Annotated in this window: 22 protein-coding genes; 8 read left to right on the top strand and 14 right to left on the bottom strand. The window is 61.6% G+C overall.

Annotated elements, in window-relative coordinates; genetic code table 11:
* The first annotated feature begins 196 nt into the window (after positions 1–196).
* A complete protein-coding gene (locus tag DCO57_RS00750; protein WP_116697312.1) occupies positions 197–925 on the top strand; it encodes an SDR family NAD(P)-dependent oxidoreductase in 729 nt (242 codons plus the stop codon).
* 285 nt (positions 926–1,210) lie between these two features.
* Here DCO57_RS00750 and DCO57_RS00740 read toward each other — a convergent pair whose 3' ends face one another.
* From DCO57_RS00740 to DCO57_RS00705, 8 genes are all read right to left on the bottom strand, one after another.
* Positions 1,211–2,008, bottom strand: a complete 798-nt coding sequence (locus DCO57_RS00740; RefSeq protein ID WP_116696944.1) for an inositol monophosphatase family protein — start codon at positions 2,006–2,008, stop codon at positions 1,211–1,213.
* Positions 2,009–2,106: 98 nt separating this feature from the next.
* Positions 2,107–3,534, bottom strand: coding sequence for a ribosome biogenesis GTPase Der (der, locus tag DCO57_RS00735; protein ID WP_116696943.1), 1,428 nt, complete (start codon positions 3,532–3,534; stop codon positions 2,107–2,109).
* Positions 3,535–3,683: 149 nt separating this feature from the next.
* Complete coding sequence (locus tag DCO57_RS00730) at positions 3,684–5,036, bottom strand: PQQ-like beta-propeller repeat protein (protein WP_208977712.1); 1,353 nt, start codon at positions 5,034–5,036, stop codon at positions 3,684–3,686.
* Positions 5,037–5,717, bottom strand: coding sequence for a tetratricopeptide repeat protein (locus DCO57_RS00725; protein WP_116696942.1), 681 nt, complete (start codon positions 5,715–5,717; stop codon positions 5,037–5,039).
* 199 nt (positions 5,718–5,916) lie between these two features.
* Positions 5,917–6,498 (bottom strand): NnrU family protein, encoded by a 582-nt coding sequence (locus tag DCO57_RS00720; protein ID WP_116696941.1) that lies wholly within the window; start codon positions 6,496–6,498, stop codon positions 5,917–5,919.
* A 51-nt stretch (positions 6,499–6,549) separates the two neighbouring features.
* The gene (locus DCO57_RS00715; protein WP_116696940.1) at positions 6,550–6,960 is read right to left on the bottom strand and encodes a Fur family transcriptional regulator; all 411 of its coding nucleotides are present in this window, start codon (positions 6,958–6,960) and stop codon (positions 6,550–6,552) included.
* Positions 6,957–7,784 (bottom strand): metal ABC transporter permease, encoded by an 828-nt coding sequence (locus DCO57_RS00710; protein WP_116697310.1) that lies wholly within the window; start codon positions 7,782–7,784, stop codon positions 6,957–6,959. Before DCO57_RS00710 ends, DCO57_RS00715 begins: the two co-directional genes overlap by 4 nt.
* The gene (locus DCO57_RS00705; protein WP_244287851.1) at positions 7,774–8,643 is read right to left on the bottom strand and encodes a metal ABC transporter ATP-binding protein; all 870 of its coding nucleotides are present in this window, start codon (positions 8,641–8,643) and stop codon (positions 7,774–7,776) included. The genes DCO57_RS00710 and DCO57_RS00705 overlap by 11 nt, the downstream gene beginning before the upstream one ends.
* Positions 8,644–8,850: 207 nt before the next feature.
* Here DCO57_RS00705 and DCO57_RS00700 point away from each other — a divergent pair, with 207 nt between their 5' ends.
* Positions 8,851–10,248 carry a mannose-1-phosphate guanylyltransferase/mannose-6-phosphate isomerase gene (locus DCO57_RS00700; protein WP_116696938.1) on the top strand — a complete coding sequence of 466 codons (1,398 nt, stop codon included), beginning with the start codon at positions 8,851–8,853 and terminating at the stop codon, positions 10,246–10,248.
* A 123-nt stretch (positions 10,249–10,371) separates the two neighbouring features.
* On the top strand, positions 10,372–11,577 hold the full coding sequence (gene pcaF, locus DCO57_RS00695; RefSeq protein WP_116696937.1) for a 3-oxoadipyl-CoA thiolase: 1,206 nt from the start codon (positions 10,372–10,374) through the stop codon (positions 11,575–11,577).
* Positions 11,578–11,759: 182 nt separating this feature from the next.
* On the opposite strand, the gene DCO57_RS00690 is transcribed toward pcaF, so the two are convergent.
* On the bottom strand, positions 11,760–12,212 hold the full coding sequence (locus tag DCO57_RS00690) for a hypothetical protein (RefSeq protein ID WP_133192605.1): 453 nt from the start codon (positions 12,210–12,212) through the stop codon (positions 11,760–11,762).
* 210 nt (positions 12,213–12,422) lie between these two features.
* Positions 12,423–13,334, bottom strand: coding sequence for an allantoinase PuuE (puuE, locus tag DCO57_RS00685; protein WP_116696935.1), 912 nt, complete (start codon positions 13,332–13,334; stop codon positions 12,423–12,425).
* Positions 13,335–13,509: 175 nt separating this feature from the next.
* Between puuE and DCO57_RS23445 the strand changes: the two genes are divergently transcribed.
* Positions 13,510–13,659 carry a hypothetical protein gene (locus DCO57_RS23445; protein ID WP_165814592.1) on the top strand — a complete coding sequence of 50 codons (150 nt, stop codon included), beginning with the start codon at positions 13,510–13,512 and terminating at the stop codon, positions 13,657–13,659.
* A gap of 48 nt (positions 13,660–13,707) precedes the next feature.
* Here the strand turns inward: DCO57_RS23445 and DCO57_RS00680 are convergent, their stop codons facing one another.
* Positions 13,708–14,076 carry a hypothetical protein gene (locus tag DCO57_RS00680; protein ID WP_205756046.1) on the bottom strand — a complete coding sequence of 123 codons (369 nt, stop codon included), beginning with the start codon at positions 14,074–14,076 and terminating at the stop codon, positions 13,708–13,710.
* Positions 14,077–14,455: 379 nt separating this feature from the next.
* On the opposite strand from DCO57_RS00680, the gene DCO57_RS00675 reads away from it, so the two are divergent.
* The 4 genes from DCO57_RS00675 (at position 14,456) to DCO57_RS00660 (ending at position 20,800) form a co-directional block, all read left to right on the top strand.
* Positions 14,456–15,013, top strand: coding sequence for a PadR family transcriptional regulator (locus DCO57_RS00675; protein ID WP_116696934.1), 558 nt, complete (start codon positions 14,456–14,458; stop codon positions 15,011–15,013).
* A 25-nt stretch (positions 15,014–15,038) separates the two neighbouring features.
* Entirely contained in the window at positions 15,039–16,142 is a 1,104-nt protein-coding gene (locus DCO57_RS00670) for an efflux RND transporter periplasmic adaptor subunit (RefSeq protein WP_116696933.1), read from the top strand.
* Complete coding sequence (locus DCO57_RS00665; protein ID WP_116696932.1) at positions 16,139–19,699, top strand: efflux RND transporter permease subunit; 3,561 nt, start codon at positions 16,139–16,141, stop codon at positions 19,697–19,699. The genes DCO57_RS00670 and DCO57_RS00665 overlap by 4 nt, the downstream gene beginning before the upstream one ends.
* 147 nt (positions 19,700–19,846) lie before the next feature.
* Positions 19,847–20,800, top strand: coding sequence for a helix-turn-helix domain-containing GNAT family N-acetyltransferase (locus DCO57_RS00660; protein ID WP_116696931.1), 954 nt, complete (start codon positions 19,847–19,849; stop codon positions 20,798–20,800).
* A gap of 66 nt (positions 20,801–20,866) precedes the next feature.
* Here the strand turns inward: DCO57_RS00660 and DCO57_RS00655 are convergent, their stop codons facing one another.
* The 3 genes from DCO57_RS00655 to DCO57_RS00645 all read right to left on the bottom strand — a co-directional run bounded on the left by DCO57_RS00655 (position 20,867) and on the right by DCO57_RS00645 (position 24,680).
* Positions 20,867–21,739, bottom strand: a complete 873-nt coding sequence (locus DCO57_RS00655) for a phosphatidylcholine/phosphatidylserine synthase (protein WP_116696930.1) — start codon at positions 21,737–21,739, stop codon at positions 20,867–20,869.
* Between the two features lie 8 nt (positions 21,740–21,747).
* Complete coding sequence (locus tag DCO57_RS00650; protein ID WP_116696929.1) at positions 21,748–22,452, bottom strand: phosphatidylserine decarboxylase; 705 nt, start codon at positions 22,450–22,452, stop codon at positions 21,748–21,750.
* A gap of 344 nt (positions 22,453–22,796) precedes the next feature.
* Positions 22,797–24,680, bottom strand: coding sequence for an ABC transporter ATP-binding protein/permease (locus tag DCO57_RS00645; RefSeq protein WP_244287864.1), 1,884 nt, complete (start codon positions 24,678–24,680; stop codon positions 22,797–22,799).
* Positions 24,681–24,780: the final 100 nt, after the last annotated feature.

The following is a 24,780-nucleotide window of genomic DNA, read 5'->3' as shown; positions in this document are numbered from 1 at the left end:
AGACCTCACAATCGACGGCGAAATGACCCGAGACACGGAGCATATCGCGTTCGGCCGACCGCAGACGAGGTTGCTCCAGCCCCCTTCAACCGAACAGCAGACACCCGATCCGGTCACCTCCGGCCGGGTGTTTGCTGCGTCAAAAAGATCAACCGGAATTTTTTCCACGAAAGAAACCGGACCCAAGAGACAGCCGATGGAAAAAGACTTCGAAGACCGGATCGCCCTGGTGACGGGCGCATCCCGTGGTATTGGCTATCAGGTCGCCAAACAGCTTGGCGCGCGCGGCGCACATGTCATCGCCCTGGCACGCACGGTCGGTGGCCTTGAGGACCTGGACGACGAAATCCAGGCCGCGGGTGGCCAGACGACTCTGGTTCCGGTCGACCTGACCGATTTCGATGCGCTCGACCGGCTTGGCGCGGCAATTTACGAACGCTGGAAAAAACTCGACATCCTAGTCGGCAACGCCGGCATGCTCGGCGTCCTGTCACCGCTCGGCCATATCAGCCCGAAGGACTTCGAAAAGGTCCTGGCGGTGAATGTGACCGCCAACTGGCGGTTGATCCGTTCGCTGGACCCGCTGCTGCGCCAGTCGGACGCCGGCAGGGCGCTGTTCCTGACTGCCGTGCAGGCACAGACCTGCACCGCGTTCTGGGGCCTGCAGGCCACCAGCAAGGCAGCGGTTGAAGCCATGGCCAGGACCTGGGCGAATGAAAGCCTTCAGACCGCGATGAAGATCAATCTGGCGGATCCGGGCCCGACCCGCACAGGCCTGCGCGCCAAGGCCATGCCGGGCGAGATTCCCGAAAACCTGCCGAGCCCTGAAGTCGTCGCGCAAGACCTGCTGAACCTGGTGAAACCGGATGTCCTGGAAACGGGCCGGCTTTTCGATCGGGTCAGCCATGAGTGGGCGCAGCGCTGAGGCCCGCCTCCCCTCTCACGTTTTTCAGGAATGCGACACGCTCATCGGCCGCCTAGAAGGCATGTTTGACAACAGCATTCCGGCTTCAATGCGGGCCGGGATCCGGACGGACAGACTCTCAGGGATTTTCCGGACGTGCGGGAGCCGCAAGGCCAAAGGCCAAAGCTTCGCCTTGTAACCGGATGAGACGGGCAGCGGCGGCGCCAGCTGCATGCCGGTCGACCCGGATGGAAACCCGATCCCTGTCGACCAGCACGTTTGATCCCGGAGCGTCCGGTTTTCCGGTCAGGCCGCTTCGAAGGGGGCGAAGGAGCTGTCGGCGATTTCCTGCAGATCGTTGAAGACACCGGGCGCTCCGACGACCACGCGGGCACCGTGCGTCAGGACGCGGTCGATGTCCTGTTCCATGACCTTCCCGCCCGCTTCGCTGGTGATCAGCATGCCGGCAAGGCAGTCCCAGGCATTCATGTGGGATTCCACATAGCCGATGAGGCGGCCGGACGCGGCATAGGCAAGCATGAGGCCGCCGGACGCATTGCGGAAGAAGACGCCGCCCTTGGAAACCAGGGCGCCAACCACATTCACCGCGTCGGTCACCGCGGAGCGGCCGTTGAACCCGACCCCGACAGAGCCGTTGGAAAGGCTCTGGCTGTCCGAGGCCTTTATCGGTTTGCCGTTGAGAAACGCCCCGTGACCGGCGGCAGCCTTGAAGGTTTCATTCGACACCGGATCGTGGATGACGCCGGCAATCACCTGTCCCTGGTACACACAGGCGATGATCACGCACCACTGCGGGATACCGGCGACGAAATTCGCCGTTCCGTCGATGGGATCGGTCACCCAGGTGTAGCCTGAGGTGCCCTCTTCCATGCCGTGTTCCTCGCCCAGAATGGCGTCTTGCGGATAAGCCTTGGCGATCTCGCCGCGAATGAGCGTTTCCACATTCCGGTCGGCTTCGGAGACGAGATCCTGGTGGCCCTTCTGCGTCACCGTCAAGGTGTCCAGCTTGCGGAAATATTCCAATCCGAGCTCACCTGCCTTACGGCTCAGGGTTTCGGCGAAATCAAGCCGTTCTTGTGACATCAAAAGAGTTCCTTCAAAGAGTTTTGGCGGAGGAAAAGCTGTTCAGGGACAGGCGGACAGCTTTTGCGTGAACGTTCGAAACAAAGCGCACCCGGCGGCTACTGGATTTTCCGCTTTTTCTTGATCGCGTAAGGGTTTTCGCCTTTGCGGTAGGACAGGCGGATCGGTGTGCCGTGTATGTTGAAGGTGGCCCTCAACGTATTGACCAGATAGCGGGTATAGCTCTCCGGCAGCTGTTCCGGCCGGGAACAGAAGACCACGAAATGCGGCGGACGGGTTTTCGCCTGCGTCATGTAGCGCAGACGCACGCGGCGCCCGGCGACAGCCGGCGGCGGATGGTTGACCGTCACCCGTTCCAGCCAGCGATTGAGCTTGGAGGTGGAGACACGCGAATTCCAGGCTTCATAGGCCGTGAAAATGCTTTCGACCATCCTGTCGATGCCCTGCCCCTGAAGGCCGGACAGGGTCGCGATCTGGACACCGCGAATCTGGTTGAAATAGCGTTCGTTGGCGTCGCGGATCTTCTTCCAGGCCGCTTCCCGGTCCTCGACCAGATCCCACTTGTTGATCGCGATCACCAGGGCGCGGCCTTCGCGGGCGACGAGGTCGATGATCTGAAGGTCCTGCTTCTCGAAGGACATGGTGGCGTCCAGCGTCACCACCACGACTTCGGCGAACTTGATCGCACGAAGGGCGTCGGCGACGGAGAGCTTCTCGAGTTTTTCCTGCACACGCGCCTTGCGGCGGATGCCGGCGGTGTCGAACAGCTTGATGTGCCTGTCGCGCCAGGTCCAGTCGACGGAAATGGAATCGCGCGTGATGCCGGCTTCCGGGCCGGTCAGCATGCGATCTTCGCCGAGCATCTTGTTGATCAAGGTGGACTTGCCCGCATTCGGCCGACCGACGATCGCCACCCGCAACGGCCGGTCCAGAGTGCCGACAGGATCCTCCTCGCCGACAATCTCGCCATCCTCGTCGACATCGACGTTGGTGATCGCCTCTTCGCGTCTTGCGTCCTCTTCCTCGGTAATCCGGTCCACATGCGGCTTCAGCGCCTCGTAGAGATCCGCCAGACCCTCGCCGTGCTCGGCGGAAATGGCGATCGGTTCGCCCAGACCCAGCGAATAGGATTCATACAGGCCGCTTTCGCCTGCCCGTCCTTCCGCCTTGTTGGCGAGCAGGATCACCGGACGGGTCGTCTTGCGCGCGACATCGGCGAAATGGGCATCCAGCGGCGTGATCCCGGCCCGGGCATCGATCACGAAGAGAACCGCATCCGCCGTTTCGATGGCTTCCTCCGTCTGACGGCGCATGCGACCCGCCAGCGTGCTCATGTCCGCGTCTTCGAGGCCCGCCGTGTCGATGATGGTGAAGCGCAGGTCGCCCAGGCGGGCATCGCCCGGCCGCCGGTCGCGCGTCACGCCGGGGGTGTCGTCAACCAGAGCCAGTCGTTTGCCGACCAGCCGATTGAACAAGGTGGACTTGCCGACATTCGGCCGTCCGATAATGGCGACTGTAGCGCCCACTGCAATTACTCCTGATGGCGGGCCTCCCGAAGGGCCCGGCCTGAGATCAGCCCGCTTTCATGCGAGAGCGCATGAAAGCAGAAATCCGATCGATTTAAAAATGCCGGAGCAGCCTCTCCGAGTCCCTGTGGACTCGCGTACTCCAAAAGCTAGTTAAATGCGGCGACGCCGTCACTGCCGGTCAGAACGATCACACGTCCCCCCGCCACGATCGGCGTCACATAGACGTCCGTATTGGTGCGCTGGCTCAACATGATCTTGCCGGAGGCCGCATCCACGAGAGCCACCTGCCCGTCGCTGGAAAACGCCACAAGGCTTCCATTGGCCAGAACGGGACCCGCCCAGTTGCGGCGACGTTTCTTCTTTTCCGGGCGCGGCAAGGGCGTCGCCCAGAGGGTTTCCCCGGACTTCAGGCTGAGCGCCACCATCCGGTCATCCAGATCCACCATGAACAGCGTGCTGCCGGACACGACGGGCGTGTGAACGCTGCCAAGATCCTGTTCCCATTTGCGCTGTCCGTTGCGGGCATCCACCGCGACCGTACGGCCGGCGACCCCGGTCGCATAGACCGTGTTGCCCGACACGACAGGGCTTGCCGAGACATCCGCCAGGCCCGACAGGGCAAGCGTGCGGAAGCCGCGCGACACGCCGTCCACCCATTCGGGTTCACCGGTCTTGATGTTGATTGCCATGATTTCCCCGGAGGAGAACGGGACGATCACCCGGTTGCCCGAGATCGCCGGATTGGCGGCGGACAGAAGCCCTGCGGTTTCCTCGATCCCGGCATAGGTCCAGGCAAGGCTGCCATCGGACTGGGAGAGCGCATAAACCTCGTTGGACTGAGAGACCACGAACACATGCCCGGCACCGGCCACCGGTGCGCCGCGCGCAGGCGTGTCCAGGTCGGTCTTCCAGATCACACGACCGGACCCGGCCTCAAGCGCGGCAAGCTGCCTGTAGCTGGTGGCCGCATAGACCACACCGCCGTCGACGGCGACGCCGCCCCCCGGCCCGATGTCGCGTTCGCCTTCCGGCCGCAGGTTCTGGGTCCACTGGCGAGCTCCACCCGTCGACAGGGCGACTACTTCGCCGTTCGGCTTATAGATATAGATCCGGCTGCCGTCGCTGACGGGACGGGCCGAAATCCTCAGCGCTGAGGAGGTGATACCGCGTCCGGAGGATCCCACCTGCGCGCGCCAGGCCCTGTTGCCGGACACGGAGACGGCCACATTGCCGGGATCGTTGGTCAGACCGCCACCGGCAGTGGTCCAGCTTTGTCCGCCGGTCGCCGGACCGATCTTTGCGCTCTGGCCAAGCGCCTGGGTCGCCGGATCCGCTCCGTCGAATACCGGCTGACGGTCGCCCGGCAGGGTCTTCTCGCGGCTGAAAGGATTCACGCTGTCTGCGAATTCGCTCATCGAACCGCAGCCGGTGAGCGCCAGAGACAGTGCCAGTACACCCAACAGGCCGCGCCGGCTGGAAGAAACGGTCGCAAAAATCACCTAGTTGTTTCCTTCACTGTCCGCGTTCGTGTCGCCGTTCTTGGCGCGAATCACATCGGCCAGGAGCGCCACCCGGCGGTTTAGATCGACCGGCGTCTCAGGATCTTCCTCAATCGCGGCGATCCATTGACGGGCGGTTTCAATATCGCCGTTTTTCCAGGCACTCAGAGCAAGAAGTTCCCGCGCAGCTGCCCGGAAGGGTCCGGTGTCTCCCGTCAGTCCTTCCACACGGTCGGCAACGCTGGTGTAATCTTCCATGTCGACAACGAGATATCCGGCACGAAGGGCGGCGACATCCTTCATTCCTTCCATGAGGCCACTTTCGGCAGCCAGGGCATCGAATTCCGCAAGCGCCTCTTCCGTCTGGCCCGCGTTCGCCAGATCCGTCGCCTTGCGGAACCTCGCCAGAGCGGGATAACCGCCGGTGGCCGAGTCGAGCTGATCATAAAGCGTGGCGGCTTCGTCGTATTTCCCGGCTTCGGACAGCTGCACCGCTTCGAAGAACATGTCCCCGGAAGTCTGGGACTGCGTCTCCTGCCAGTAGAGCCAGCCGCGATAGCCGCCCGTGCCAACCACGATCAGGACCGCAACACCGATGATCCACAGACCGAAGCGGTCCCAAAGCCGACGGTACTTTTCCTGGCGGATGTCTTCATCGACTTCACGAAATATATCGGACATGCGTGTCTTTTTCCTGCATTCATTCGAATTGTCCGGCACACCGGCCGGACTGCGCCCCTGTTTGAGTGGCGCACATTATCCATTTGATCCGTCTCGGGCAATTCCCCGAACGGGCTTAACCTGTATTTCGTGGCGCAAGTGGGGCAATGCCTGCCGAAAAGGCGCGATCCGCCGGAATTTCCGCGGCACGGTCCCCGGTTCAGGTCACGGAAACGCCGATCAGCAGCGCATGCAGTTTCCAGACGAACAATCCGTAGAGGACCAGTCCGGCCAGAATCACGGCCGCATCGGACCATTTCCGGGGCTTTCCGGCGACAAATTCCAGCTGTCCCGCACCCGGTCCGCGGCGCTTGAGCGAAATCCTGTCGAACACCGCCCAGGCCAGAAAGGACCCGAAGAGCACGACCGATGCCAGATCGCCGTTGGCAAGAAGATGGGTAAAGGCCCAGGTCTTCACCGCGACCAGCATCGGGTGTTTCAACCTGGCTCTGATCGCGCAGGGAACATAGGCTGCAACGAGAAAGATAAAGGCCGGAATCATCAACAGCAGAGTGATGTGACGCATCCAGACCGGCGGGTCGTAAATCAGCGGCGACCCGTCGAATCGTGCGGAGCCATAGCCGTAGACGATCAGGACGAATCCCACCGCCGAGATCACTGAAAACAGCCCCTTGTAGCCGATCTCTCCGAGTTTGGAGACAAACGCGGCGCGCAGGGACGGTGCCGTCGGAAGAAGATGTATTCCAAGGAACAAAATCAGGCCGGCAACCAGCAAAACCATTTCCGCCTCCCTCTGTAGGTCCGTGAGGTGGTCCTCAGGACCGTCTCACGGCTAATTTGCGGTGATACAGTTCTTGCAGGTGCCGCGCAATTCGATTGTCGTTCTGTCGAGGATGAAGCCTTCGCTTTCCGTCCATTTCTTCAGCGAAGACATGGCCTCGTCCGGCGTGAACTCGCGCACGTCGCCGCATTTTTCACAAATGGCGAAGGCAGCCGCCCCATGCCCCCCCGCGCAATCCTTGTGGCTGCAGGCGACAAAGGCATTCAGGCTCTCCAGGCGGTGAACCATTCCGAATTCAACCAGCTTGTCCAGCGCTCTGTAGACCTGAAGCGGCGCCCGGAAACCATTATCCCTCAGAAGATCCAGAATGGCATAGGCGGTCAGGGGACCGCCCGCATCGGAAAGGGACTGGAAGACCAGTGCCTGGTTTTTCGTCAGTTCATGGTGAGCATGCGCACTCAAGAGCGGTCTCCTCGTATCAACGCCCCCATCCTTCTCACGATTAGGCCTCCCGGGACAAGACTGACCGCAAACAGCACCATGGCCGCCACGACAATCGACGGTCCCGACGGAGTGTCATAATGCAGTGAAGCATAAAGCCCGCCGATGGCGGACAGGGCACCGGCCAGAGCCGCGATCACGGCCATCTGCTCCGGTGAAGCGGAGAAACGGCGCGCGGCGGCGGCAGGAATGATCAGCAGCGCGGTGATCAGCAATGCACCGATGATTTTGAGGGATATGGCAATCACCGCCGCCGTCAGCACCATGAAGACGAGATCCGTGCGATCGGGCTGCTGTCCCTCACCGGCCGCCAGATCGGCACTGACGGTTGCCGCGAACAGACGCCGCCAGATCAGTGCCAGGACACACAGAACCAGTCCGCCGCCACCATAGACCATGGCAATGTCCAGCCTTGTCACCGCAAGGATGTCACCGAACAGCAAACCGAGAAGGTCCACACGGACCCAGGTCATGAAGGCCAGGCAAACCAGCCCCAGAGCCAGCGCGGAATGGGACAACAGACCCAGGAGCGCATCCGACGACAGGGTGTCGCTGCGCCGCAGGAAAAGCAGCACAACGGCCAGGAGCACGGAAACACCCGCGACCGCCAGGGTGGTGTTGATTTCCAGCAGCAGCGACAGGGAGACGCCAAGCAGCGCGGCATGCGAGAGCGTGTCGCCAAAATAGGCCATCCGGCGCCAGATGACGAAACAGCCCAACGGGCCCGCAACCACCGCGACTCCAACGCCCGCAACCAGGGCCCTTGTGAAAAAATCATCCAGCATTGCCGACATCTCTGTCTTTGCCCGCCCCGTCAACGGCGGTTTCGTCCGCCACATGGTCGTCACCGCCATGCCCGTGATGGTCCCCAGGGCCGTGCGAGCACACCGTGCCATCGGCATGCCGGACTTGCCCGTCCGGCAGGTGAACGTGGTCATGATGATGTTCATAGACAGCCAGGGAGGCGCCGGCGCGCGCGCCGAAAAGAGCATGGTAGCTGTCATCCCGGCTGACGTCCGAGGGCGTGCCCCGGCAGCAGACATGGCCGTTCAGGCAGATGACCTGGTCCGCGGCCGCCATGACGATGTGAAGATCGTGGGAGATCATCAGGATGCCGCAGCCGAGCGAGCCGCGAATTTCGGAGATCAGCTCGTAGATCGCGATTTCGCCGGCATAGTCCACACCTTGCACCGGCTCGTCGAGCACCAGGAGATCCGGTTTCCGTCCGATGGCCCGTGCCAGCATGACACGCTGAAGCTCACCACCCGACAGGGTCCGCATTTCCGAATTCATCAGTCTGCCGGCGCCGGTCTGCTCCAGAGCCTCCCTGCATTGCGCGTCCGAAAGCGGATTGGTCAGACGCAGGAAGCGCCGGACGTTCAGCGGCAGAGTCCAGTCTATGGCAAGTTTCTGGGGAACATAGCCGACCTTGAGGCCCGGACGTCTCGACGCACGCCCCTCGCTTGGCTTCAGGATGCCGAGCGCCATTTTGGCGGTCGTGGATTTGCCGGAGCCGTTCGGTCCGATCAGCGTCACGATTTCGCCCGGCGAAACCGTCAGATCGACCCCGCGGACAAGCCAGTCCGAGCCCCTGCGAATTCCCGCCCGCTCCAGCTGAACCAATACGCTGTCCTGCCGTGGCACTGGCGTGTCTTCTTGTGTGAAAGCTTGTTGTTTCATGATGTTGCGAGACTGTCTTGCCCGTCCTGCCAAGCGACTGCTTGTGTTATGTTATAACACACATAGCGTTCTTGCCCGCTGCTTGCAACTTCCACCGGCGAAGTTTATCTCTCTGGGCGGGCTGGCAGGCGCCGACTTTACGTTTCGCAAACAAATTTCGGGAGCAGGCTTATGATTTTTCCGTGCATTCTGTCCGGTGGTATCGGTTCGCGGCTCTGGCCGCTGTCGCGCACGGACAGACCGAAACAGTTTCTCACCCTGTTCGACGGCGAAAGCCTTTTCCAGAAAACCTGCAAGCGCGTCAACCATCCGGATTTTGCCGCGCCGATCGTGATCGGCAGCAACGCGCATCGCTTCCTGATCGGAGAACAGCTTTCCGAAATCGGGATGGAAGCCAATTCCATCCTGCTGGAACCGGTGGGCCGCAACACCGCCCCCCCGGCGCTCATGGCCGCCATGATCGCGGCGGAGGCCGATCCGGATGCCCTCGTTCTCCTGCTTCCCTCCGATCACCTGATCAAGAAGGAGGACGTCTTCCTCGACGTCGTCTTCGCAGCCGAAGACGCGGCGCGCAAAGGCGCCATCGTCACATTCGGGATCACCCCGAGCGAACCGAACACCGGTTACGGCTACATCAAGGTAACCGGGGGCGACGCCCCGGTCCGCCCGGTGGAGGCCTTCGTCGAAAAGCCCGATCTCGCCCGTGCCGAGGCATTCCTCAAGGATGGCGGATATGTCTGGAACGCCGGCATCTTCCTGTATTCGGCACAAACGATGATCGACGCCTTCAGGACCCTCCAGCCGGAGATGTTCGAAGACGTTTCCGCGGTGATGGACTCCCGGCACGGGGATCTGGATTTCACGCGGCTCGACCAGGAAAGCTTCGAGAAACTCTCCGACATCTCCGTCGACTACGCGATCATGGAAAAGGCGGACAATGTCGTATGCGCCCCGATGGCGCCCGAATGGGACGACCTGGGGTCATGGTCGGCGATCTGGAACGTTCTCGACAAGGACGGCGACGGCAATTCCGCCCTTGGAGACGCCCGCTTTCTGGACAGCTCGGGCTGTCTTGCCTATGCGGGCCGCGGACTGGTCTCGCTTATCGGCCTTGAGGACGTCATGGTGATCGCCACCACGGACAGTGTTCTTGTGGCCCACAAGGACAAGGCCCAGGACGTGAAAAAGATCGTGGAGCAGCTGAAGGCCGAAGGCCGCACGGAGGTGGATATCCACCCGCGCTCCTATCGGCCCTGGGGGTATACGGAACGCATCAATGACGGCGACCGCTTCGCGGTCCAGTCGATGATGATCAAGCCCGGCAAGCGTCTGAGCCTGCAGAGCCACCTGCACCGGGCCGAGCACTGGATCGTTGTTTCCGGCACGGTGGAAATCACCATCAACGGGCAGACCAGTCTGCTGACGGAAAACCAGTCGGCCTATGTTCCGCTCGGCGCGAAACATACCTTGCACAATCCCGGCAAGATTCCGGTGCGGATGATCGAAGTCCAGTCGGGAACCTATCTCGACGAAGACGATATTCTGCGACACCCCGAAACATCACAGTAACCGCGAACACATGCCGAAATCCGTGATGCATTCTTGCCTTCACCCCTGATTTGCGGCAAGATTTTACGCCCCGACCGCCGGATCCCTCCGGCCTCTCCCCTGCACCGAGATCAGGAACAATACATGCACCACGTATTCATATGCGACTACGTCCGGACGCCGATCGGCCGGTTCGGCGGTATCCTCTCCGGTGTGCGTGCGGACGATCTCGGGGCGATCCCGATCGAAGCGCTGATGGAGCGCAATCCGGATACGGACTGGGCGGATGTCGATGATGTCTTCTATGGCTGTGCCAACCAGGCCGGGGAAGACAACCGCAATGTCGCGCGCATGTGCGCGCTGCTGGCGGGCTTGCCGGAGACTGTCCCCGGCCTGACCCTCAACCGGCTGTGCGGGTCCGGAATGGATGCGGTCCTGAGCGCCGCCCGGGCCATCAAGGCCGGAGAGATAGATCTGGCGATTGCCGGCGGTGTCGAGAGCATGTCCCGCGCGCCCTTCGTCATGCCGAAGGCAGATGCCGCCTTTTCCCGGCATGCCGAGATCCACGACACGACGATCGGCTGGCGCTTTGTCAATCCGCTGCTGAAGAACCAGTACGGCATCGACTCCATGCCGGAGACGGCGGAAAACGTCGCCGAGGAATTCGGCATTTCACGACAGGACCAGGATGCCTTTGCCCTGCGCAGCCAGCAGCGCGCCGGAAAGGCGCAGACCTCGGGCCGCTTCGCCGAGGAAATCGTGCCTGTGATGATTCCGCAGCGCAGGGGAGATCCGGTTCTGGCCGATACGGACGAACACCCCCGCCCTGCCACGACGGCGGAGCAGCTGGCCGGCCTCAGGACGCCGTTCCGGGACAACGGATCGGTGACCGCAGGCAATGCGTCCGGAGTCAACGACGGCGCGGCTGCCCTGCTGATCGCCTCGGAAGCGGCGGTCGAGAAATACAATCTCAAGCCGATCGCCCGGATTGTCGGCGGCGCCACGGCGGGCGTGCCGCCGCGCATCATGGGTATCGGCCCCGCCCCCGCCACACGCAAACTGTGCGCCCGGCACGGCATCGCGCTCGCGGAATTCGATGTCATCGAACTGAACGAAGCCTTCGCTGCCCAGGCCATCGCCGTCATGCGCGATCTCGGTCTGCCGGAAGACAGCGACAGCCTCAACCCGAACGGCGGCGCGATTGCCCTCGGTCACCCTCTTGGCATGTCCGGTGCCCGGATTACCGGCTCGGCCGCACTCGAGCTGAAAAAGCGGGATGGCAAACTGGCGCTTGCAACCATGTGTATCGGTGTCGGACAGGGCATCGCGATCGCCCTGTCGGCCGTCTAGAGCCTGTCGCGTTCAAGCGGATTCATGGCTTCAGCAAGACGCCCGAAGCTGCGTTTGCAGCGCAAATGCGTTCGGGCGATTTCCTGAATTCAATTCAACGCGAGATGCTCTTGGGATTGAAAGCGCAGGCAAACCGTCAACCGCTCGCGCGAAAATACGCGAGATGCGCGCGTCCTGCCCGCTCAGGAGCGCCGATACCGCAAGGCAGAGCCTTTCGGAGCAAGGGACGCAGGTCCCATGACAGTGGCGATGATCAGATACCGGTGCTTCACGGTCTGCCGCGCTGAAAGCATCCGGCCGGCGTCCAGAGCATGGCCACGGGCGTCGACCCGCCGCTGCCTCGACATCTTCCGGTCGACCTCGTCGAGCCTTTCTGCGAGACCTTCGAACAAGAGCGCCGGCGTGCGCAGCGTTCTGACATAAATCGACACGGCTTCGTCTGCCGCTTCCCGCCAGTTAACGTTTCGCACGTCGCCATAGGCTGCAACCGCCAGTTCCCTCAGTTCCACCGCATCCTCGACCAGAGGCCGCACCAGCTGGACGGTACGCTCGGGCTCGTTCGCGACAAAAAGTGCCGAAAAGACAGAAAAAGATACAAAAACAAAGATATGCAAATTTCTGAGCAGGTAACGCATTACAACCCCAAGCAATGGTTAACAGATAATTAATCTATCCAGAGTCGTAAAACAGGGGTACAGGGCGTGCAACCGTAAATGGTCGATTTTAAGTTGTATTTTAACGGGTTTGGTTAATTCGCGCGCGATGCATACATTGCCGCGACAGCCGGACTCCCGCTCATCGCGGGAGTTCCGGAAAAATGTTTTGGTGACGGGTCGGTTACCGGTTCAGCTACGGCCGTGATGCGCATGCCAGTGCCAGGCGATGTCGATCCGCCGAGCCACCCACACGTCCTCGTGGGCGAGCACATAGTCGAGGAAACGGGCAAGCGCGGCCGCCCGGCCCGGACGTCCGACCAGACGGCAATGCAGACCGATATTCAGCATTTTCGGCGCACCGTCTTTCCCTTCCGCATAGAGCGTGTCGAAGGAATCCTTGAGATAGGTGTAGAACTGATCCCCGGAATTGAAGCCCTGGATGGCCGCAAAGCGCATGTCGTTCGAGTCGAGCGTATAGGGAATCACGAGATGGTCGCCATTCGGACCATCCACCCAATAGGGCAGATCATCCGCATAACTGTCTGAGTCATAAAGGAAACCACCCTCCTCCATGACCAGTTTCCGGGTCTGCATGGAACACCGGCCGGTGTACCAGCCCAGCGGCCGGGCACCGGTCACTTCCTCGTGGATGCGGATCGCCTCCAGAAGCTGACGACGCTCCTCCTCCTCGTCCATGTCGGCGTATTCGATCCATTTCAGACCGTGGGAGGCAATTTCCCAATCGGCTTCCTTCATGGCCGCAACCACATCCGGGTTGCGCATCAGCGCGGTGGCGACCCCATAGACCGTGACCGGCAGGGAGCGTTGGGTGAACATGCGCCAGATGCGCCAGAAACCGGCCCGCGAGCCGTATTCATAGATGGATTCCATATTCCAGTGGCGCTTGCCCTGCCAGGGCTGCGCCCCGACGATTTCCGAAAGGAAGGCCTCGGAGGCCGGATCGCCGTGCAGAATGTTGTTTTCACCGCCTTCTTCGTAGTTCAGCACGAACTGAACCGCGATCTTGGCTCCCCCGGGCCACTCGGGATCCGGCGGCGTCCGGCCGTATCCAATCATGTCGCGCGGATATGAATCGCTCATCTCTAACTCCAGGCAAACTTCTCCCGCGCACAAGAGAGCGCATCCGGACAAGCCGTGCAAGCATGCAGATAATCGGCCACGTCAAATATGCGGGTAGGTAAAATTTTACAGGACCTGTTACCGGGGCCTTAGAAGCTGCCCGACTATAAACCCCGGATCAATCAAGGAGGACGTCATGATCGAAAGGACCGGAGGGATGAAACTCTCATCCGCAGGACTCCTGCTTCTTCTCGCCGCTGCGGCCATGACCCTGTTCGCCGACTTCGGCCCGCCCCAGACAAACGGCGCCAAAGCGAACGTCGTCTACCAGACCCTGGCCGACTAGGCCCCGCCCCATCTGGAGCCATTTCGAACGGAAAAGGCTCCGGATTTTTCAGATATCGCGCCGATGTTGGCCACGTGCCGCGACAGGTATCGGCTGCGGATCGTTCTGCAGGGGAAAGCGCTTCGCCCGCAATGTGGGGGGGCGCTCGTTATCGTTTTCTCCAAGCAGCATGACGGCCGATCCCATGACAACGGACCCGAGGGTGATCACCAGCCCTATGGCCAGCATCACGACCGGCACGACCGGATCGGCCGAGTTAAGCACCAGAACCCGCAGATTCCCGATATTGGCCCAGAATATCCCGCCCAGAACCAGACCGGCGATGGCGATGCCCGCCAGGCCGTTTATGAGAAGAAGGCGGAACAACGGATTGCGCGGCAATTTCAGCCGACCGGACACCTTGTCAGACCTGTTCATCCATGTGTCTCCCGATGCTGCGAGTGCCAAAAGACCCGCGTCAGTCCAGGGTGTGAACTCCCAAATGAAGACCAGGTCGCCTCAAACCATTTCATCTTCATCTATCAGTTCACACCCTAGCGTTGCCGCCGTCCCTTCAACAGGGGGTCATATGCGGCAAATAGGCTCAAACCGACCTGGGTCGCCGGATTTCATCTGTCCGGAATTGAGATTTCGTGCCTCCGACACTTGATTGCAACCGTCAACCCATATATCCATCCGATATATCGAGTCGTTACATGTCATTTCTGACAGGTCTTCAGGTGTGCCGCTGTTTCCGTCAATCCAGCCATGCCGAAAGGACCGCTCAGCCGGGACAGCCCCGGTCGCGGAGAATTCAATGAGCGTACGTAGCCTATGTCTTGCGATCCTGTCCTTCGGGGATGCCACCGGATACGAGATCCGCAAGGAATCCACCGAGGGGCGGTTCAGCTATTTCGACGATGCGAGCTTCGGGTCGATCTACCCGGCTCTGGCGCGTCTTGAATCGGAAGGGCTGGTGACCGTGCGCGAGGAGCCCCAGACGGGCAAGCCGGCACGGAAGGTCTATTCCATCACGGAGGCTGGCCGGACGGAATTCATCGAAACGCTCTGCGAGCCGCAGGCGCCCGATACCTTCAAGTCACCCTTTCTTCTCATTGCCCTGAATGCGGCCAATCTTCCGGCCGATGTAATCCGCCGTGCGGTGGAACGACGTAAAGCGCAGGTGCACGAGGAACTGCGCCTGCTGACGGATATGCACAAGGACGAGGAATGCGCTCACCCCGGATCCGACTGGACCCGGGATTACGGCATCGCCTGCATGAATTTCACCCTCGCCTATCTGGAAGAAAACGGCGAGGCACTGATCAGGATTGCCGAGAACGCGGCCAGACCGCTTTCGACGGCTGCGGAATAAGCCTGACGTTTCGGAGACAAGACCTATGCGCGTGAAGTTTTCCTACATCCTGGCAGCCGGCATTGCGGCCGGTATCGGATTGTGGATGTATACCGGCACGATCGTGATCGGCGGTGTCGGCGACGGCGAAAACGCGACGCCTTCTCCGGCGCAGCGGATCAGCGACGCCAAGAGCACACCCTTTCGCGTTCGGGTGAAGAAACTGGTCGCAACCGAGCGGCGGGCGGTTCTGGAAGTGCGCGGGCGAACGGAGGCCGAGGCGAAGGTCGCCGTGCGGACCGTCACCACCGACACCGTGGTCGAGCGTCCCGCCCGAGAGGGCAGCCGTGTGTCTGCCGGCGATATCCTTTGTGTCCTCGACCGCGGAACCCGTGAGGCAAGTGTCCTGGAGGCCAAGGCGGTGCTTGCCCAGGCTGAGCTGGATCACGACGCCGCCACCCAGCTGAACAGCAAGGGCTTCACCGCGCAAACCCGCGTGGCCGCCGTCCTCGCCCAGCTCGATGCGGCCCGAGCCCGTCTGAAGGAAGCCGAACTCGAACTTCAGCGCACAGTGATCAGATCGCCGATCGACGGTGTCATCGAAAGCCCGATGGCGGAAGTCGGGGCGCATCTCGAAAAGGGCGAAATCTGCGCGACGGTTATCGATTCCGATCCCGTGATCGCCATCGGCCAGGTCTCGGAACTGTCCATCAGCCACGTTTCCGTCGGCATGCCGGCAACGGTCAAGCTGGTGACCGGAGAAACCCTCCAGGGCAAGGTGCGCTATATCTCGCCTTCGGCCAATCCCGACACGAAGACCTTCCGCATCGAAGTGGAGCTTCCGAACCCGGACGGCAAGGCCCGGGACGGGGTGACCGCGGTCACCATGCTGTCTCTGCCGGCCGAAAAGGCGCATCTGGTCTCTCCGGCGATCCTGACCCTCAACGACGCCGGCCAGATCGGTATTCGCGCCGTCGACGAGAACAACAGGACCGTCTTCTATCCCGCACGGGTCCTGGACGGTGAACAGGACGGCATGTGGCTCGGCGGTCTGCCGGACGAAGTTGTCGCCATTACGGTGGGGCAGGAATACGTCTCGGACGGACAAATCGTGGAACCGGTTCTTGAGGCGGCGGAGGCAAGCCAATGATCGACATGCTCGAAGGCGTCCTGAGGCGTCCCAAAACGGTGTTCGTCATGATGCTGGCGCTGATCATTGCCGGCACCGCGACCTATATCTCCATCCCGAAGGAAGCCAGTCCGGACATCGACCTGCCGATCTTCTACATCTCCATCGTTCAGCAGGGCATTTCGCCGGAGGATTCGGAACGCCTTCTGGTGCGGCCGATGGAAACGGAACTGCGCGGCCTGGACGGCCTGAAGGAGATCACTGCCATCGCGTCGGAAAGCCACGCGGGGATCGTCCTGGAATTCGACATCTCCTTCGACAAAGACGAGGCGTTGGCGGATGTGCGCGACAAGGTCGATCAGGCAAAAAGCAATCTTCCCGAGGAAGCGGAAGAGCCGACGATCACCGAGATGAACTTCGCACTGGCGCCGACCATGATCATCGCCCTTTCGGGCAATGTTCCGGAACGCACGCTCTATCAGCATGCCCGGCGGCTGAAGGATGAAATCGAGGCGATCGACACGGTGCGCTCTGCGGATCTGACCGGCCATCGGGAAGAGCTGCTGGAAGTGCTGATCGATACCCAGAAACTGGAATCCTATTCGATCACCCAGCAGGAACTGCTGAACACGCTGCAGCTCAACAACCAGCTCGTTCCGGCTGGCTTCATCGACGGCGGCAAGGGCCGTTTCAACGTCAAGGTGCCCGGCCTCGTGGAAACCGCCGAGGACGTTTACTCCCTGCCCCTGAAACAGAGCGGCGAAGGCGTCGTCACCCTGGCCGACGTTGCCGAAATCCGGCGCACCTTCAAGGATGCGAGCGCCTATACGCGCGTCAACGGCAATCCCGCGATCTCCCTCCAGGTGATCAAGCGGATCGGCACCAACATCATCGAAAACAACACCGCTGTGCGGGAGGTGGTCGAAAACGCCTCGAAGGACTGGCCGGAGACGATCCGCGTCGACATGATGCTCGACCAGTCCAACAACATCTTCGAAGTGCTTGGCTCGCTGCAGTCCTCGATCCTGACCGCGATCTTCCTGGTGATGATCCTGGTTCTGGCGGCGCTTGGCCTGCGCTCCGCCCTGCTCGTCGGCCTCGCGATTCCGACCTCCTTCATGGTCGGCTTTCTCATCCTCGGCGGCATCGGCCAGACGGTCAACAACATGGTCATGTTCGGCCTGGTGCTGACTGTCGGCCTGCTTGTCGATGGCGCGATCGTCATGACGGAATATGCGGACCGGAAGATCCATGAAGGCATGGAGGACCGGGAGGCCTATATCCGTGCGGCGAAACTGATGTTCTGGCCGATCGTCTCCTCCACCGCGACGACACTTGTGGCCTTCCTGCCGATGCTGCTGTGGCCCGGGGTCGCCGGCGAGTTCATGAGCTATCTGCCGATCATGGTGATCATCGTTCTGACCGCGTCGCTGTTCACGGCGATGGTGTTCCTGCCCGTGACCGGCGGCATCCTTGCCCAGATCTCCCACTGGATGAGCCGCCATGCAACCGTTCTGCTGGCCCTGACAATTGCGGTCCTGTCCAACCTCGCGGTGATCGCTGGCCCCTTCTTGCCGCTGGTCCTGACGGGCCGCGTTCCCGCAGACCTGATCCTGCCCCTGACAGTTGTGCTCGGCCTTCTGGCCTTTGCCGTGATGGGCTATTTCTCCTACCGCATCCTGCGCCCCTTCGTGCGCTGGTCCCAGGACCGGGCCGCAAAACGTGCTGAACTGGACCGGATTGAAGCCGCCAAGCTTTCAGGGTCCGAAGCCTTTGACGTCAAGAACGTCCGAGGGTTCACCGGCATCTATGTCCGCATCCTGAAACTGTTTGCCGGCAGCCCCATCGGAAACGTCGCCGCGCTTCTCGTGCTGGTCGTCAGTTGCGCCGCAATTATCGGCGCCTTCATCGCCAATCCCACCGGTGTGCAATTCTTCATCGACGAGGAGCCGGAACAGGCCGTGGTGCTGGTGTCCGGCCGTGGCAACATGTCGGCGGCGGAAGCCAGGGATCTGGTCGTCCAGGTGGAAGACCGGATCATGTCCATCCAAGGTGTCGAAAACGTCATCACCAATGCCTTCACGCCGGGCGGCTCTTCCGGCGGGCCGTCGGTCGGCGATGTTCAGGACAAGCCTGCCGACGTCATGGGCGAAATCAACATCGAACTTGCCGATTTCTGCTGCCGGCGCGTGGCGAAGGAAATCTTCGCCGATATCCGCGCACAGACGGCCGACATTCCCGGCATCAAGGTGGAAACCCGCAAGATCGAGGGAGGTCCGCCCACCGGCAAGGATGTCCAGCTTGAAGTCAAGTCGACCGACTATGACGACATGGTCGCGGCGGTTGCCAGGATCCGGGAGCACATCAACGGCGAAGAAACGCTGATGGACCAGGAGGACGACCGGCCCCTGCCCGGCATCGAATGGCAGATTTCCATCGACCGGGAACAGGCCGGCCGCTATCAGGCCCATATCGCCTCTGTCGGCAACATGGTCCAGCTTGTCACCAACGGCGTTCTGATCGGCACCTACCGTCCCGGCGACAGCGAGGACGAGGTGGACATCCGCGTGCGCCTGCCGGAAAACGAACGCAGCATCGGCCGCTTCGACCAGTTACGCCTGCAGACCAGCCTCGGACTGGTGCCGATGGCCAATTTCGTCAGCCGTGTACCCGCGGCGAAAGTGTCGGAAATCGTCCGACGCGACGGTCTCTATTCGATGATGGTGAAAGCGACAGTCGATCCGGACTCAGGCTCCAATCCGACGGAACAGGTTGCCGCCCTGCAGACCTGGCTGGACGGCCAGGAATGGCCGGACAATGTCTATCTGAAGTTCCGCGGCGCGGACGAGGATCAGCAGGAGTCGGGTGAATTCCTGATGAAGGCGATGTTTGCCTCGCTCTTCCTGATGTTCCTGATCCTGCTGACCCAGTTCAATTCCTTCTACCAGACCTTCCTGACACTCTCGACCGTGGTCCTTTCGGGCTTCGGGGTGCTGCTGGGCATGCTCATCACCAACCAGCCGTTCTCGATCATCATGACCGGGACCGGGGTGGTCGCGCTCGCCGGGATCGTGGTGAACAATGCCATCGTGCTGATCGATACCTACAACCGCTTCCTTGAAGACGGGCTGCCTCCTCTGGACGCAATCCTGAAAACCTCCGCCCAGCGAATCCGCCCGATCCTGCTGACCACGATCACCACCATCGCCGGCCTCATTCCGATGGCCACGATGGTCAACTTCGATTTCTTCAATCATGTGATTTCCTACGGCAGCATTACCGCGGTCTGGTGGGTGCAGCTGGCAACGGCGGTGATCTCGGGCCTGGCCTTCTCCACCCTGCTGACGCTGCTGATGATCCCGGTCATGATTGCGGTGCCGAGTGTATGGTCGGCGACCTTCTGGAAAATCGTGGCCCGTTTCCGGTCCGGTCCTGCCGTCGTGACGGCATCGAATGACCGCCCGGCCGGGACAGATGAACCGGATCAGGACAGGGTCGCGGCCACGGTGGTCACCCTGCCGAAACAGAAACCGTCCGAAGCTTCCCCGCAGCAGGACCTGCCGCACGCCGCCGAGTAAGGCCTTGGCGGACCGGAAGGTCTGCCGGTCTCCGGCGACCACGATTGCAAGGCCCGTTCCGCACGCCAACGGTGCGGCATGGGCCACCCTTGCAGACAGGGTCCGCCAGCCATATAGTTGCTCTATACAACTATATGGATTTCAAAGATGTCAGACCCCTCTCCCGCCCTTGTGAAGGACATCCGCGCCGCGTCCCGGAAACTGGTCCGGGAATTCGGTTTTCTCGACAAGACCATTGCCGGGACGGATTTGTCCGGCTCGGGTGTCCATGCGATCATGGAGATCGGGCTTCACCCCGGCCTGACGGCCAGGGACCTCGCCGTGCGGCTGAAACTGGAGAAATCCACTGTCAGCCGCTTGCTGAAAACCCTTGAAAAACGAGGCGAAATCGAACTGGCCCGGTCCCAGACCGATCGCCGGGCCTTCGGCCTGAGCCTGACGGCGGCTGGTCAGGAGACCTTCCGGGCCATCGACCGCTTCGGTGAACAGATGACCCGCGGCGCGCTGTCGAGGGTAAAGGGCATATCGGCGGCAACCGTTGCCGGGAGCCTCGCCGCCTATGCCGAGGCGCTGTCATCTCCAGAAGAAGCGCCGCAAGCACCACGATCCGCTTTCGAGATCGTGGAAGGTTATCAGACCGGCATGATCGGCGATGTCGCCGCCATGCATGCCCGTACCCACGGAGGGATTGTCGGAACGGGACCGGCCTTCGAAAGCGTGGTCTCAAGGGCAATGGGTGACTTCATGCGACGGATCGGCAATCCCGCGAACAACAGCTGGAGCGTGGTCGAGGACGGTCAGGTGATCGGTTCGATCACCATCGATGGCGAGGATCTGGGTGGCAATACGGCCCATCTGCGCTGGTTCATCCTGTCCGAACGTCTGCGCGGAAAAGGGCTCGGCAAGGCGCTCCTTCGCAAGGCCCTTTCCCACTGCGACAGGCTCGGGTTCGACGAGATTCATCTCTGGACCCTGAAGGGCCTGGATACGGCCCGCGCCCTCTACGAAAGAAGCGGCTTCGAACTGGCGGACGAATATGTCGGCGACCAATGGGGCAAGGCGGTCACCGAACAGAAATTCATCCGCAAACGGCCGACGTGACCTTCCTCCTCCGGAGAGGAGCTTCCAAAGAAGGGCACCCCGGTGCCGGGCAACTTGAATACCGGCCTAGCCGCCGTGGTCCTTGTCCCGATCGCCGAGATTGTCGAGATCGGTGTCGCATTCGTCGCCATCGTCATCCAGGGCAAGCGATGCATCGGCCAGGACCAGCTTGCGGTGTTCGCGCCAGGAAAACGGAATGCTCAGCAGATACAGCACCGAGCCGCCGGCCAGCATCCGGAACGGATAACTGACGACAAGCGCCACGATCAGCACGGCGACGACGAAAAGAGGCAGCACGTAGTCCCGCCGGACCCGGGTGCCGAATGACTTTCCGGAAAAGGTCGGCAGACGGCTGATCAGCAGGAAGGCGATGAGGATCGTATAGGCCGCCACGAAGGCCTCGTCGGCAAACCAGTGCGGAAACAGCCCGAGAAAATCCAGATAAAGCGGCAGCAGCACCGTCAAGGCGCCCGCCGGTGCCGGAACGCCGGTAAAGAAACGATGTGTCCAGGCCGGCTTTTGCGGATCATCCAGGGCCACATTGAAGCGGGCAAGGCGAAGGGCCGCGGAAATGGCGAAGATCAGCGCCGCAATCCAGCCGATCGACCCGGCCTCCTTCAGGATCCAGAGATACAGCATCAGGGCCGGCGTGACGCCGAAGTTGACGAAATCGGCGAGCGAATCCAGTTCCGCCCCGAAGCGGGACGTGCCTTTCATGTAGCGCGCGACCCGGCCGTCGACACCGTCGAGAACCGCCGCAAGAAGGATGGCGCCCACGGCGAAATCCCAGACGCCCTCATAGGCCATGCGCACGGCCGTCAGGCCGGAACACAAGGCCAGCAGCGTGACCAGATTCGGGACGATCAGGCGCAGGGGAACGCGGCGGAACCTTGGCTGCCTCCGGTGCCCGCCCGGCTTGGGGTCATGGGACTCAACCACCGTCGACCTCAGCTCACACGCGTCAGAGGCTGGGAGGCAGCCTGCGGCAGTGCCAGATCGGCCAGGATGGTTTCCCCTGCGATCATCGTCTGGCCGAAGGCGACTTTCGGCACCGTTCCCACCGGGAAATAGACATCGAGCCTGGAGCCGAAGCGGATAAGACCGAACCGGTCACCGGCCGAGATCGTTTCTCCTTCGCGCACGAAACAGACGATCCGCCGCGCGACGAGGCCGGCGATCTGGACGACGCCGATTTGCGTGTCCCCCGCCTCGATCACCAGACCGTTGCGCTCATTGTCCTCGCTTGCCTTGTCCAGATCCGCGTTCAGGAACTTGCCGGCACGATAGGCGACACGTGTGATCCTGCCGCCGAAGGGAGCACGGTTCACATGGCAGTTGAAGACATTCATGAAGATCGACACCCGCATCAGGGGTTCGCTGCCCAGTTCCAGCTCCGCCGGCGGCCGGGACAGGCCCACATGGCTGACGACGCCGTCGGCCGGGGAAATCACCAGGCTGTCGCCCACCGGCGTGACCCGCTTGGGATCGCGGAAGAAGTAGCACACCCACCCGGTGAGAAAGAGCCCGATCCAGAACAGGGGATCGATGAACCAGCCGATGACCAGCGTCGCAACCAGGGCAATCGCGATGAAAGGCCAGCCTTCCCTGTGGATCGGCACCATGGCCTTGCTGACGGAATCTACAATCGACATTCTAACTTTCCGGGTTCAGAACAGGTCAGCAGCGTCCTGCGTTGATCGCCTCGCCGGAGGAACCGGCAGATGATATGCACCTGTTGCGTCTTTTCTTCCCTCCGCTTCTAGAGGCTTTTGCAACGGAAGAGAACAGGGTTTGCGGCATTTCAAGTGCTTTTCGCCGCGCCTTGCGCGCGACCGCGGTCGCTGACGGCCTGTCATCGCTTTCCCGACAGTCCGGACGGCCAGGTCCGGAGACCGGGAAACCGACGAAAGTGGTGTGTTGCGGCGGGATGAACCGGCCAAGAGACGGATCGCGCGGCCTGAACGCCGCGCGATGACATCCTGTCCACTCCCGGCTCCTATTTCGCCGGGAGATAGTCCGCCGGCTGGCCACGGGTGACGACCCCGAGTTCGTCGTTTTCGCGCGCTGCCCGCAGACGTTCCTCGGCTTCGTCCGCCTCGCGCTGGCGTGCCCACATGGATGCATAAAGACCGCCGCTGTCCAGCAGTTCCGTATGGGTTCCCCGCTCGGCGATCTCGCCGGCTTCCAGCACGATGATCTGGTCCGCATTGACAACCGTCGACAACCGGTGGGCAATGACCAGTGTCGTGCGGTTCTGGGAAACCTCGTCGAGGGCGGACTGGATTTCCCGCTCCGTATGGGTATCGAGCGCGGATGTGGCCTCGTCGAGAATCAGGATCGGCGGCGATTTCAGGATCGTACGGGCAATCGCCACCCGCTGTTTCTCTCCGCCGGACAGTTTCAGGCCGCGTTCCCCCACTTCCGACTCATACCCCTTGGGCAGCTTTTCGATGAAGTCATGGATCTGCGCCATGCGGGCCGCATCGCGGACCTCCTCGTCGCTTGCATCCGGGCGGCCATAGCGGATGTTGTAGGCAATGGTGTCGTTGAAGAGCACCGTGTCCTGCGGCACCATGCCGATGGCGTGGCGCACGCTCTCCTGCGTGACGTCGCGCACATCCTGCCCGTCGATCTCCACCGATCCCCCAGTCACGTCATAGAAGCGGAACAGGAGACGCGAGATGGTCGACTTGCCCGCGCCGGAAGGTCCGACAATGGCGATGGTCCTGCCGGCAGGCACTTCGAAGTCGATCCCCTTGAGGATCGGCCGGTCGGGATCGTAGTGAAAGCGGACATTCCTGAAGGTGATCGTGCCTTCCACGGTCCTGAGCGGCTTTGCGTCCGGCTTGTCACGGATTTCCGTGGGCACCAGCAGAAGATCGAACATGGATTCCATGTCCGCGAGCCCCTGGCGGATTTCCCGGTAGAGGAAGCCAATGAAATTCAGCGGAATGGAAATCTGCATCAGCAGCGCGTTGATCAGCACGAAGTCGCCGATATCCTGCTCTCCGGCCAGTACGGCCAATGCCGACAGCCCCATGCAGGCGGCCATGCCGAAGCCGAGGATCACCGACTGACCGAGGTTGAGCCAGGCCAGGGAGGTCCAGGTCTTGGTCGCCGCGCTTTCGTATTTCGCCATGGAGGCATCGAAACGCTCGGCCTCCATCTTCTCGTTGCCGAAATATTTGACGGTCTCGAAATTCAGCAGGCTGTCGATGGCCTTGGAGTTGGCATCGGTGTCGCTGTCGTTCATCTCGCGCCGGATTTCGATCCGCCAGTTCGAACATTTGATCGTGAACCAGACATAGGCAACGATCATTACCGCAACGATGACGACGTAGAAGAAGCCGAACTGGTACCAGATCACCGCAGCCATGAGGGCGAATTCCAGAATCGTCGGAATGCCGTTCAGGATCGTGAAGCGGACGATGGATTCGATGCCCTTGACGCCACGCTCGATGACCCGGCTGAGCCCCCCTGTCCGCCTGGCAAGGTGAAAGCGCAGGGACAGTTCGTGCAGGTGCCGAAAGGTCAGGAAGGCGAGCTGACGCACGGCGTGCTGCCCGACCCGGGCAAACAGCGCGTCTCGCAGCTGGTTGAAAGCCACCGCGAGCACCCGGGCGGCATTATAGGCCAGGACAAGCATGACCGGTGCAACGAGGAAGGCCGGCAGATCCGGCGTTCCTTCTCCCGTCAGCGCATCGGTCGCCCAGGCGAAGAAATACGGCGAGAGCACGGTGACGAATTTCGCGATCACCAGCGCGAAGATGGCCAGCAGAACCCGTTTCTTCAGATCGGGACGTTCCGAGGGCCAGATATAGGGCCACAGATTGGTAAGCGTTGTCAGCGTGCTGCCTTCGTCGGCGCTGACCGCCTTGATCGAAGCCTGTCGGGGTTGGCTGCCTGTTGCCGCGTCAGTTGGCTTTCGCGGCGAGGTGGCTGATGGGTCTGTCACAAGAATTCTCCGGACTGCCGCAGCA

Source organism: Labrenzia sp. 011 (assembly GCF_003075075.1).
Classification (GTDB): Bacteria; Pseudomonadota; Alphaproteobacteria; order Rhizobiales; family Stappiaceae; genus Roseibium.
The sequence above is the reverse complement of the archived record's forward strand: the minus strand, read 5'-3'. Positions and strand labels throughout refer to the sequence as shown.